Annotated in this window: 13 protein-coding genes; 11 read left to right on the forward strand and 2 right to left on the reverse strand. The window is 59.3% G+C overall.

Annotation, left to right across the window (positions count from 1 at the left end):
* Positions 1-25: 25 nt before the first annotated feature.
* The 6 genes from E1N52_RS17505 to E1N52_RS17530 all read left to right on the forward strand — a co-directional run bounded on the left by E1N52_RS17505 (position 26) and on the right by E1N52_RS17530 (position 6452).
* Positions 26-1252, forward strand: coding sequence for a MalY/PatB family protein (locus tag E1N52_RS17505; protein ID WP_133184017.1), 1227 nt, complete (start codon positions 26-28; stop codon positions 1250-1252).
* Between the two features lie 167 nt (positions 1253-1419).
* Positions 1420-1761 carry a carboxymuconolactone decarboxylase family protein gene (locus E1N52_RS17510; protein ID WP_028367270.1) on the forward strand — a complete coding sequence of 114 codons (342 nt, stop codon included), beginning with the start codon at positions 1420-1422 and terminating at the stop codon, positions 1759-1761.
* A 27-nt stretch (positions 1762-1788) separates the two neighbouring features.
* A complete protein-coding gene (locus E1N52_RS17515) occupies positions 1789-2988 on the forward strand; it encodes a CaiB/BaiF CoA transferase family protein (protein WP_133184018.1) in 1200 nt (399 codons plus the stop codon).
* An 8-nt stretch (positions 2989-2996) separates the two neighbouring features.
* Positions 2997-4202: a 3-sulfinopropanoyl-CoA desulfinase gene (acdA, locus tag E1N52_RS17520; protein WP_133184019.1), complete on the forward strand. Its 1206-nt coding sequence runs from the start codon at positions 2997-2999 to the stop codon at positions 4200-4202.
* A gap of 70 nt (positions 4203-4272) precedes the next feature.
* On the forward strand, positions 4273-5496 hold the full coding sequence (locus tag E1N52_RS17525) for an MFS transporter (protein ID WP_133184020.1): 1224 nt from the start codon (positions 4273-4275) through the stop codon (positions 5494-5496).
* 740 nt (positions 5497-6236) lie between these two features.
* Positions 6237-6452 (forward strand): hypothetical protein, encoded by a 216-nt coding sequence (locus tag E1N52_RS17530; protein WP_133184021.1) that lies wholly within the window; start codon positions 6237-6239, stop codon positions 6450-6452.
* Positions 6453-6621: 169 nt separating this feature from the next.
* Here E1N52_RS17530 and E1N52_RS17535 read toward each other — a convergent pair whose 3' ends face one another.
* Positions 6622-7863, reverse strand: coding sequence for an FAD-dependent oxidoreductase (locus E1N52_RS17535; protein ID WP_133184022.1), 1242 nt, complete (start codon positions 7861-7863; stop codon positions 6622-6624).
* 359 nt (positions 7864-8222) lie between these two features.
* Positions 8223-8675, reverse strand: a complete 453-nt coding sequence (locus E1N52_RS17540; RefSeq protein WP_133184023.1) for a winged helix-turn-helix transcriptional regulator — start codon at positions 8673-8675, stop codon at positions 8223-8225.
* Between the two features lie 160 nt (positions 8676-8835).
* Here E1N52_RS17540 and E1N52_RS17545 point away from each other — a divergent pair, with 160 nt between their 5' ends.
* The 5 genes from E1N52_RS17545 (at position 8836) to E1N52_RS17565 (ending at position 11963) form a co-directional block, all read left to right on the forward strand.
* On the forward strand, positions 8836-9456 hold the full coding sequence (locus tag E1N52_RS17545) for an NADPH-dependent F420 reductase (protein ID WP_133184024.1): 621 nt from the start codon (positions 8836-8838) through the stop codon (positions 9454-9456).
* Between the two features lie 317 nt (positions 9457-9773).
* Complete coding sequence (locus E1N52_RS17550; protein WP_133184025.1) at positions 9774-10322, forward strand: carboxymuconolactone decarboxylase family protein; 549 nt, start codon at positions 9774-9776, stop codon at positions 10320-10322.
* Positions 10323-10683: 361 nt separating this feature from the next.
* Positions 10684-10968: a CppA family protein gene (locus tag E1N52_RS17555; protein WP_133184026.1), complete on the forward strand. Its 285-nt coding sequence runs from the start codon at positions 10684-10686 to the stop codon at positions 10966-10968.
* 422 nt (positions 10969-11390) lie between these two features.
* Positions 11391-11684, forward strand: a complete 294-nt coding sequence (locus E1N52_RS17560; protein WP_133184027.1) for a phasin family protein — start codon at positions 11391-11393, stop codon at positions 11682-11684.
* A gap of 81 nt (positions 11685-11765) precedes the next feature.
* Positions 11766-11963 (forward strand): hypothetical protein, encoded by a 198-nt coding sequence (locus E1N52_RS17565; RefSeq protein WP_028204658.1) that lies wholly within the window; start codon positions 11766-11768, stop codon positions 11961-11963.
* The last annotated feature ends 32 nt before the right edge of the window (positions 11964-11995 follow it).

Below are 11995 nucleotides of genomic sequence, written 5' to 3' on the forward strand. Positions count from 1 at the left end.
TGGATGATGAGAGGGGTGGAACACGATGACGCAAGATGCAGGTGTGATCACGATCAGTAGGTCTCGATTTGACTTCGATACCGTAGTAGACCGCAGCAGCAGCAATTCCTTGAAATGGGGAGGGCCGGTGGACGACACGACCCCAGTCAATGCACTGGCCAGGCCGTTACCCATGTGGGTGGCGGACATGGATTTCCGGTCTCCGCCCGCCGTGATCGACGCACTGCACGATGCCGTCGCGCATGGCGTCTACGGCTATGCCGCCGGTCCAACGAAGGATTATCTGAATGCTGTGACTGGGTGGCAGCAGCGGCGTTTCGGCTGGGATGTGCCCCGAGAGTGGGTGGTGCCGGTGGCCAGCGTGATTGTCGCGCTCAAGACCATTCTGCAGGCGTTTTCACAGCCAGGCGACTCGGTGCTCATCCAGCCGCCGGTCTATGTGCACTTTCACCATGACGTGATGGTCAATGGTCGCCACCCGACCATGGCGCCACTGCGGTTCGACGGTGAGCGCTACCGCTTTGACGCACAGGTGTTCGAAGAGGCGATTCGCGACAACACGAGGATCTTCGTCCTCTCTAATCCGCACAATCCGACCGGCAACGTGTGGACCGAGGAGGAGCTACGGACCATGGGCGAGATCTGCCTGAAGCACGGGGTGCTGGTGATAGCCGATGAAATTCATTGCGACTTTGTATTGGCTCAAGGGAGAAAGCACACACCTTTTGCCTCGCTAGACCGTCGGTTCGCTCACAACAGCATCACATGTACGTCTGCAAGCAAGACATTCAATCTCGCCGGTTTGCAGTGCGGCAATATGTTCATTGCCGATAAGGTCAAGCGCGACGAAGTCATGCGGACCATCGAGAGAAATCACAACGCCCGCATCAATCTGCTCGGCATGGTCGCCACGGAAGCCGCATTCACGCATGGAGACGACTGGGTGGACGAACTGGTGGCTTACGTCGCCCGGAACCAGCGGCACTTTGCCGAGCGCATCAACGCGTTGGGCGCGGGCCTGAAGGTGATCGACATGGATTCGCTCTATCTGGCCTGGATTGACTGCCGAGGGCTCGACATGACGCCTGAGGCACTCGACGAATTCTTGCTCGCCAACGCGCGCGTGTGGCTGGACAAAGGTCCCAAATTCGGCGTTGAAGGGCACGGATTTATGCGTGCCAATCTCGGCTGCCCACGCCAGACGGTGGATCTGGCGATCGAGCGGATTTCCAGGGCGCTCGCAAGGCGTTGAGGACCGTTGTCAGGTGCCTCGCGGATGTGTTTTTGCCTATGCGCTGTCCCCGGCTTCGCCGTGGATCCGGCGCGTTTGCAAGATGCTTTTTTAGTCGTGTGCTTTTAGTAGTTTCAAGTGTCTTTATTCGTAAGTTTTTCTAAACGTAGTATTTAAAGGAGTAGAAAATGATCAACGATTGGGCTGAACTTCTCTCGAACCAACGTGCTGCCGGTGCAAATCTCTCCAAGGCAAACGCGCCGGTCGTCAAGGCGTTCTTTGGTTTGAACGAGTCGCTGAATGAAGGAAAGGCGCTTGATCTCAAGACTCGCGAACTGATCGCGTTGGCTGTGGCGGTCACCACGCGATGCGAGGGGTGCCTCGCTTCTCATGCCGCGGCTGCCCAGAAAGCAGGGGCAACCAAACAGGAAGTTGCAGAGGCACTCGGAACCGCGATTGCACTCAATGCCGGGGCCGCCTTTGTCTATTCTGCACGGGCGCTGGAAGCGTTTGATCAGTTTGGCAGCTGATATGGAACGTTCTGACGGTGATATCGCATGAAATCTGAGCCGATGATGGCACTGTCCGGCATCAAGGTCCTCGATCTTTCGCGTATTCTGGCTGGGCCGAGTGCGGCCCAGTTGCTTGGCGATCTTGGCGCAGATGTCGTCAAGGTGGAAAAGCCTGAAGAAGGCGACGATACGCGCAAATGGGGACCGCCGTATGTACGCGGGAAGTCGGGCGAGGATACGGACGAGAGCGCCTACTACCTCTCTGCCAATCGCAACAAGCGGTCGATTGCCATCGACATCGCCTCTGAAGCTGGCCGGGCGCTTGTATATCGGCTGATCGCGCAGGCCGACGTTCTGGTGGAGAACTACAAGGTCGGTGGCCTTGCCAGGTACGGCCTGGCATACGAGCAGATCAAAGACCGCTATCCGCGTCTGATCTATTGCTCGGTCACGGGGTTCGGGCACACGGGTCCTTATGCCAGCCGACCCGGCTACGACTTTCTGATTCAGGGTATGGGCGGCATCATGAGCCTGACCGGCGTGCCGGAAGGTGAGCCGATGAAGGTGGGGGTGGGCATCGCTGATGTCATGACAGGCATGTATGCCGCCGTTGGAATTCTGGCGGCACTGCAGCATCGCCAGCGAACGGGAGAAGGGCAGCACATCGACATTTCCCTCCTCGATACGCAGATATCCTGGCTCGTCAACGCCGGCACGAACTATCTGACCGACGGGAAGCTACCGACGCGCCTGGGCAACGGCCACCCGAACATCGTTCCGTATCAGGTGTTCTCCACGGCGGATGCGCCGATGATCCTTGCCGTTGGCAACGACGCCCAATTCCGCCGGTTCTGCGAGGTGGCCGGGTTGGATGAACTTGCGTCCGACGAGCGTTACACGACCAACCCGATGCGAATCCGTCATCGAACTGCTCTTTGCGAACTCGTCGATAACGCGCTGAGGAGGCAGCCTCGCGAGCTATGGCTGCGGGAACTCGAGGCAGCAGGTGTTCCGTGCGGGCCCGTGAACAATCTGCAGGACGTGTTTTCCGATCCACATGTCAAGGCCCGTGGCGCCGAACTGCGCATGCCGTGCGATTGGGCGGCAGACGGAGAGATTGGCCTTCTGGCAAATCCGCTGAAGATGTCCGCAACGCCACCGAGTTACAGGCGAGCGCCTCCGCGACTCAATGAGCACGCTGCCGAAGTACTGATGGATTGGCTTGGAAACACGAATGAGCTATAGGAGAAACCATGTACGACCTGACACCTGATCAACTGATTCTGCAAGCGCAAGCCCGGGAACTCGCGCAATCTGTATTTGCTCCCACTGCTGCCGACACAGACGTCACTGAACAGTATCCCTGGAGCAACGTTGCTGCGCTGCGCGACGCTGGTTTCATGGGTATGACACTGCCAAAGAATCTCGGCGGGCGTGGTCTTTCTTACCTCGATACCGTGATCGTCATTGAAGAGATGGCCAAGGCGTGTGCCACCATGGGGCGGATCACGGTAGAGGCCAATATGGGTGCAATTGGTGCCATCGCCAAATACGGCACCGAAGAACAACTGAAAGTGGCGGCGGATCTCGTTCTCGCGGGAGACAAGCCGGCAATCTGCATCTCCGAGCCAAATGCAGGCAGCGCCGCGAGCGAGATGACCACGCGCGCTGACAAGAAGGGGGATTACTACATCCTTAATGGAGAAAAGTACTGGATCACCGGCGGTGGTGTTTCAAAACTGCACCTGATATTCGCCCGGGTGTTCGACGACGGTGTGGAGCAAGGCATCGGCGCATTCATCTGCGTGCGCGATGACAACGCACCTGCAGAGCTCGTGGTGGGCCGGAGGCTTTACGCCATGGGAGTGCGCGGTATCCCCGAGACCCATCTTGAGTTCCATGACCTGAAGATTCATCAGTCGATGCTGGTGATTCCGCCGGGAGGCCTGAAACGAGGATTTGCATCGTTGATGACGGCGTACAACGCGCAGCGCGTCGGTGCGGGCACGGTTGCACTGGGCATCGCGCAGGGCGCATTCGAAGAAGGTATGGCCTACCTCAAGTCCCGGCATCAGTTTGGTCGTCCCATCGCCGAATTTCAGGGACTCCAGTGGATGTTGGCCGACATGTCGACCCAACTGGAGGCTGCTCGTTTGCTCCTGCGTTCCGCTGCTGCCAGTGGTACGGACTTTCCGGACATCGACAAGGCAGCGCGGGCGAAAATCTTTGCGGCCGAAGCGGCCAACAAGGTGACCAACGACGCCCTGCAGTTCTACGGATCGTCCGGCTACGGTCGACACAATCCGATGGAGCGGCATGTCCGTGACGCCCGCATGTTCACCATCGCTGGTGGCACAGCGCAGATTCTGCGCACGCAGGTCGCTTCGAAACTGCTCGGAATGAAGCTGCCACAGACACGTGAGGGCTACCTGCGAGCGGCAGAGGACAAGCCCGCCTGAGCCAATACTGCTTTCGCGGTCGCGGCATGGTTTTTATACGTCCGGGGGCTCGCCCCCTGGCGAGTCACAGATGAATCGTCAATTCCTTTTGTGCGCAGGTCGTGCTGGTACATGCATGGGCACGATGGCATTCGTAGGCGCATTGCCAGTACTTCGCTCCGTGTGGCACATGGATGCAACCACGGCGGGTGCTATCCAGACTGCCTTTAATCTCTCCAACGCTCTTGCGCTCCTGGTCACCTCATGGCTATCCGACAGCCTCGGGGCCAAGCGCATGTATCTGATTTGCACATGGGCGGGTGCATGTGCACTGGTAGTATTCGCGATTTTCGCCAGGTCGCCGCACAGCGCGCTGATACTGATCGTGTTTGTGGGGCTGACGCAGGGAGGTGCCTATAGCCCGGCGCTACTCCTGGCTGCAGAACTGAGCGCTCCAGCTGCAAGGGGTCGTGCGATGGGACAGATTCTGGCGGCCGGCTCTTTCGGATATCTGCTTTCGGTGTCGCTCTCCATGTGGGTTGCGAAGTCTTACGGCCCGACGTTGGGTTTTGCCGTTTGCGCGGCAGGCGCCGTGGTCGGTGCGATCTTCGGCCAGCTCAGTCTCGACGGCGTCGAGAATCGACCACACGCGCGTGTAACGGCAGCGCCTTCCGAAGCGATGCAATGGAAGAGCGTTTTTGGCCCCGCCTCCATATGTCTACTTGTCGGTTACGTCGCTCATTGCTGGGAGCTACTGGGTAGTTGGGCCTGGACCCCAACCCTCCTGGCGACGGTACTTCAGCCGTGCGGTTTTGGAGCAATGACCACGAGCTTGATCGTCGGATGTACGGTGCATCTATCGGGAATGGTAGCTTCCGGACTCGTCGGTGCACTGTCCGATCGGTGGGGACGTTCGCGCGTGCTCATTTGCGTTGGAGCAGCTGGAGCCATCTGTTCCATGCTTATGGGTTGGTCTTGGCATTGGGGACCCGGCTGGGTGATTGCACTGGCCGCGGTCGGTAGCTTCTTTATTCTCGCCGATTCCGGCGTTCTTTCAGCTGCGATGACTGACGAAGTGCCTCCTCGCTACCTCGGGCGTGTGATGGGAGTGCGGTCGATTCTGGGATTCGGGGCGGGGGCGTTGGCGCCAATGGCCTTCGGCGCAACGCTTGATTGGACTCATCAGTGGGGATGGGCGTATATGCCGCTTGCTGCTGGGGGATTCGTGGCGTCTATCGCGGCTCTGGCCCTTCGGACAATCGGCCGGCAGAATGCCAAAGGTTCGAATCGCTCACGCTCCGTAGTTGCTCAGTAGCCGCGTCCTTGCGATGGCAGCGATTGCATGCTTGTCGCCGATAGTGCGGCAGGCCGATCTAGCTTGCTATTACGATGCCCTTTGATAGTCAATATTCTTCGGACCGCGTGCCCCGGCAAAGAAGCGCTACCGTTCCGCCGCTATCCGGGGCACTGTATCCCATTGACGATTTCGCATCATTTCCGCGCGATTTGGCCGGTCGTGCATGTGGCTGTTGGTCACAAGTTCTCCGGATTTCGGCTACCGGGGCATGATGCTGCCTTCGTCGTTGTCTGCGCCCCGGAAATACACGCCACTCGCGCCGAGCGAACGACGCGCGTTGACGATCTGCCGCGCACGACAATGGTGCATTCGCGCTAACCAGGTCTTGTCATCATTCTGTTGTGCCAGGTATGCAGTACGGGCGCCTCCTGGCGCATTCCAGCCAAAAACACACGGTATCTTTTTTCTGAAATCGTCCTATCGTTAAAGCGTGTGCTCCCTCTTGCGCACCGGGCTTACACGCCCACCGGTGTTCTTCAGGTGCCCCTGTCATCTCGAACACCACTCGCGGACTCGCCGCGAGCACTCTTCTCCAGACACCCGGCACAACGCCAGGAATAACGTCTCCGCAGCCGGGCGCCGGCAGCGGGTGGAATCACCGGCAACGACCGTCCTCGCATGCCGGTCGCTTCGCCATGCCCACGTCAAAGCGGTCGCGTACACGGGGAACTGCTTTCGTAATCAAGAAGGAGGGAACCATGAAAACAGCGCTTTTCGTGAGTGCGGCTGTGCTGCTCGGAGCGCTCTCGTTCGCGGGCGTCGCGCAGGCCCAGGACGCCACAGGGCAGAACCAGTCAAGCAACTCCGACTCGTATGGCGGAGTCTCCGGCGGTACCAGTGCAAGCGGTATGACCAGCGCGGGCTGGTCGAGGTGCGGTCATATGTCGAAGTGCAATCCAGATAGCGGCCACTAAATTCCGCCAGCGTATGCGATGGGCTTTGCGCGCCTGGTGTGCGCGAAAGCCCACGCACCGTCTTCGATGTTCGCCAGCCGGGCGGACACGGGCCGTCATTTTCCTGGTCATCCTAACTGAAGACATTCTGTTGCCAGGCTGAAGAAAAGTGATGCCTCACGCGCAGTGCTCAGGCATCCCGGGGCAGCAGTCCGTCCTCGACGAAAAACCTCCGGCGCGCCGCTTCGTCCGACGGCGCCTCCGGACCCAGCCCGCGTATGTCTGGCACGCGATCGGGCTCCATCGCAAAACACGGCAATACCCGCGCGCGACGCTCATCCGCAAACTTCCCGCGTTCGTAGAGCAGTTGGGCCAGCCAGTCATGCACGCGATGCAGGGCACCGTAATACCGGTCGTGCTCAAACGCATACGCATGCGCCGCAGCGTCCCAGTCTTCGTTTGCAAGCAACCGGTCGAGCAACACTCTCACGTCGCGCAGCGTCAGGGACAGCCCGGCACCCCATGAAGGGTCGCTTGCCGCGGCCGCATCGCCGACCAGCACCACGCCGCGGTCGTAAGGATGCTCAACCCAGCTATCCGCTCCCGGATACGCCGCCAGAGGACCGACAGCGCGCGCGTGATCGAACCATTCGTGCGGCACGCCCGAGTTCGCGCACGCGGCCTGGAATTCGGCGAGGTGCGCGCTTCCGCTAACGGGGTGTGCGAGTTGCCCGGCGCAGGAAACGAAGTACGTTCGGAAACGCTGACGCCCGACAGGATAGATCAGGGAGGTCTGGCCCAGCGCCGGGCACGGGAAGTGGTGGACGGCATCCTCCGGTGCGTCGAGCCCCTCATACAGCGCACCCGCCACTATCAGCCGTTCGGGATCCCGCTGCACAGTGAAGCCCGCCATCCTGCGCACGGTCGACCTTCGTCCGTCCGCACCCACCACGAGCCGTGCCGTTACCCGATGATAGCCACCATCCATGCGGATCTCGGCGACCGACGTATGGCTCACCTCGTCCGCGGGATCAATGCCGACGATCTCCGCGCCGCGCCACACCGTGGCCCCTGAGGCTTGCGCAGCATCGAGCAGGGTGCGCTGCATCGCCGGATGGTAGAAGTTCAGACACGCGGTGTGCGCGGGGGTGGTGGCGGGAAGGTCCCGGCAATCGGTTACGCCCGGGCCCAGATAGCGCTTCCAGAAGGGCACTACGTGCGCGCCGTCGTCGAGCAGCAGGTGCAGAACGCCAAGGCTACGGGCTTCGACCACGCCCCACGGAAAGATGCCCTCACCACGAACCCGGTCCCTGAACGTTGTTTCGCGCTCCACGATGAGCGTCCGTGCGCCGGCGCCAGCCAGCGTACGGCCCAGTGTGGCGCCTCCCAGGCCGCCGCCTGCAATCACAATGTCGTAGCTGCCCTGTGTCATGTCGGGCCTCCGTGCTTTTCGCGCACGTGCGCAAGAGCGGCAGGAGCGCAACGCAGAGGACACACGCGGGAAGGCGTGCGCTCGCCGTGAATTACCCGATTATGCGACTGGCATGCCGCAGATGAGCGGAATCTGGCGGAAAAGCATTCGTGGTGGGCGGAACCGGAAGGGCCCGAAACCGAAGCGGCGCTGGTTATCTAACGCAGGGGACGGGACGTCAGGTCCGCAACCACTGGACGACTCGCACCCGACGAGCCGCCGAGCAGCACTCGCTTCCCCCGGTGAAGTCGCACGCGGGACTGCCATAGCGAACGCCATCATTTCTCTTGCCGCGTTGATGGCGTAAAGGACTGCCTTTCTTACTGCTCGCCCTCAGGAAAGAAACCCCCGCCCTTGCGGACCAACGACTTCATCTCTTCGCTCACCTCCAAGGGGCTTCGAATCAATCGAGCAGCGAACTCCTTGTGTCTCCGCATGTACGACTTCGAATCGTGCTTCGCGCTCCAAAGAACGATGTTGAGCAGGATGGGGATGAGATCCAGACCCTTCTCGGTCAGAGTATAGAAATCCTTACGTCTATCGTTGGGGTTAGGCGCCCTCGCGAGAATTCCTTGCTCCTCAAGAAAGGCAAGGCGGGAAGCCACGACATTGGTCGCGATTCCTTCTTCCGATTTCAGGAATTCGCCGTACGTTTTCTTGCCGGTGAAAACGATGTCGCGAACGATCAGGAGAGACCACCTGTCGCCGAAGATCTCCACGCCGTAGTTCACGGCGCAATGGGACCGAACGTCTTCTTTGCACGTTGTTTTCATGACTGGATCTTAACATCACTTGCAAGTTACAAGTGAATTTTCGTTAATTGCTTGTATTTTGCAAGTAACATGACTAGCATGAACTTCAGGTTGACCGCAGTTGTTGGATCGAGGCATCACCCCACGAACAATCAACCCCATGACGGGAAGGAATCTCGAAATGAAAATTGGCTTTATCGGCGCTGGCCCTGTCGCACAGACGATCTCCAAACACGCTCTATCGGTTGGTCACCAGGTTGTACTTAGTAACTCGCGTGGGCCTGAGTCGCTCGCCGGGCTTGTGGCGGAATTGGGTTTCGGTGCCGCCGCCGGAACGGCGCAGGAGGCTGCCGAGCAGGACCTCGTCGTGCTTGCCACCAAATGGTGGAACGTGCAGGCAGCGTTGTTTTCAGTCGGCAACTGGAAGGGCCGGATCCTTGTGGATACGACCAACCGCGTTGCCAGCGTCCAGCCTTTGATGCTAGGCGACACTGCCGGTCGCACGTCGAGCGAGATCGTCGCCGATCTCGCGCCAGGAGCGAAGGTCGTCAAGGCGTTCAACACTGTTCCGATGTCGTGGATATCGGACGTTTCGCCCTCGAAGCGCAAGACCGCGTTCTTCGTGTCCGGGGACGATGCGGACGCTAAAAAGCTGGTGAGCGACCTGATCGAGGAGATCGGTTTCTACAGCCTCGATCTCGGCTCCCTCGCGGTTGGCGGCAGGCTCCAGCAAACCGGCGGACCTCTCGTGGGCGTCAATCTTACGTTCAATGAACGGTTCGTCTTGCCTACGATTGACTGACCGATTGGGGCAACGACGCAGTCTGCGTTGACCTCGGTGAATGTCATGTATTTGTCGACTGCTGCCTGGTACCGCGGGCAGAAGCCGAGCCTCAACCGTCACTCGACCCAGTGACGCTTTGATGGCAGCTACCTGGCTACAACAGTCACTCGCGCGGATGAGACCGAAGCGCGGCACATCGCAATGCTCGACGTGGCCCGTAAAAAAGATGGTTCGATTATTACCTGCCATGTAATTGGCGGGACTCGCGCACCTGACTAGTCTGTGCGTGTCGCCTTAACGTTCTCAGCGATACCTTCGACCCTCAAGGAAATATCATGGCTAACTTTCCCGTTTATACGCTCGAATCCGCGCCCGAACAATCGAAGCCCGCGCTGAAAGGCCTGGCTGAAATCTTCGGCATGGTGCCTAACATGCCCGCCCAGATGGCGGGCTCGTCGAGACTTATCACTGCCCTGGTTGCCGTGTTCAATCAGGCACACGGCGGCAACTTCAACGAAGAGCAGATGCAGGTGCTGCTGCTCACGAATGCGGTGACGAACAGCTCCGCCTGGCCGGTCGCATTTCACTCGTACCTCGGGATTAAGGAAGGCCTGAGTGAATCCGACGTGCAGGCGATCCGCGAACGCCGCTACCCGAAGGACCCCAAGCATGCAGCGCTGTCGCGCCTGGCACGCACGCTGATTGAAAAGCGCGGCCGCATCGACGACCACGACATCGCCGCGTTCACCGAGGCGGGTTTCGATCAGGCGCTGGTGCTCGATGTGGTCCTCGTGGTCGCTGCCTCGACGATGACTAACTACACCGCGAGCGTCACCCAGTCACCGCTTGAAGAGGTCTTCCAGCCCTACGCATGGAACGCTTGAAGCGGGCTTGCGCGGCGCGAAAACTATTCAAACGAATCGCCACAGAATGCCTGGTTAAAGCCCTTTCCCCGCTGGGGAAGGGCTTTTTTGATTTTCTGGTTCCGGGGCTAACGAACGTTCCCCCATTTCGATCCCGTCATTCCTTACAGCAGATGACGTGAGGCTTTCCGGGTTTACCAATCGATTGGGGTTTTCGTCATGGACATGCGGACCGGCCTGCGCCCCACGATAACGGCGCGCTTGCCTGACGCATTTTTGGGTACCAATTGCCAGGAAGCACTGCAAGCCCAAACTCGCCTTGCGCTGACGTAAAATACTGTATAAATTAACAGTATGTGTATACGTCCAGTAGGAGCGTCGCATGGAATCGCTAATTCGCATTGTGAATGACGAAGACCGTCAGGCGTTTGAATGGCTGATCGCAAATGTAGGTGCGGATCGCGTGGCTGCTGCGACGCAGCGGCTTGCTGGCGGAGGGAAGCGGCCGTTCGTTTCCGCGCTATGCCGATACCTCGGCGCGTGGCCACCTGCTGCGCGTCGTGCCCGTAAGGCCGCGCCGGTGCATACGGCCGTTGGCGATTTGCATCTGGCGCGCATACGCGAGCTGCTTGCTCAACGCAACGCGGTGAAAGTCGGCGCGCATTGATTAGCCAACTCACCCTCGCTCGAGGGCAAAATAGCGCCGCGCTGACAATCCGCTTGCGATGAATCCGCATCGCAAGCGGTGCCTTGTTTGACGTCTTGCGTTACCAGCCGGTGCGAAACTCGCGTTTCGTCTCTTCTTGTCTGACTGGCTGAGATCCAATCTGACAAGTCAACTTGTTGCAAGCCTGTTCGACGCTTGCCGCCGCCATACTGCGGGGTCAACGCAACTGCGCAATGAATTGGGGAAACTCCTGATTCAAGTAGCATTCATGGCGCGGATTTAACAAAGTTAGAATCAAGGCTCTAGATCGACGCCGGTATTCGTTTCTGAATGGGCAACGCCATTCGCGTTGAGAAGCCATTCATCAAACTCAGTCGATCCGGACATAACGATTGACGAAATGCACGAGGGGGTAAATTAGTATGCCTAATCAAAAATCCGAAGCTGCGGAACGCGAATCGTGGGCCGCAAAATTCACTACGTTGACCGGTCATCTATTCGATGGTTTTTGTGGACTCGCGCGCTTGAATCTCGCGACTTGCAGGTCGATATTCGGTGGGTCGCAACTGCACTTCGAAAGCATATTGTCCGCGCAGACGCCGGAGCAATTTGTCCGCAGCCAGGTCGAAATGTTGCCGTGGGTGGCTTCGCAGGCGGCCGGGTACACACGCGCATGCATGGACATCGCGTCGGAAACTGCGGCGAAGTTGCGGTAGCACGCATCGTGGTTGAGTGGCGCGTGCGCTCGCAATCGCGAAGAAGCGGGATCAAACAGGATCAAGCGGGAGGGAAATAACATGTTGAGCCCCCACGAACTTGCCACGTTGATGCTGATCAAGAACGCACCAGGGCGGATCGAGCCAGACCGGGAGGAACTCGGCGCGCTTCGCGATCTCCACCTCGTTATCGTCGATACGCCCGAATCCGGCTTCCCAACGCCCCGGGTGACGCCTCAAGGCGATGCGCTTCTGAGAGCGGTCGCTCGCGTGCGCTGATACGCGGTCAAGGCCGCATAGTCTGTCACATG

This window comes from Paraburkholderia guartelaensis (genome assembly GCF_004353905.1).
In the GTDB taxonomy this organism is placed as follows: Bacteria; Pseudomonadota; Gammaproteobacteria; order Burkholderiales; family Burkholderiaceae; genus Paraburkholderia; species Paraburkholderia guartelaensis.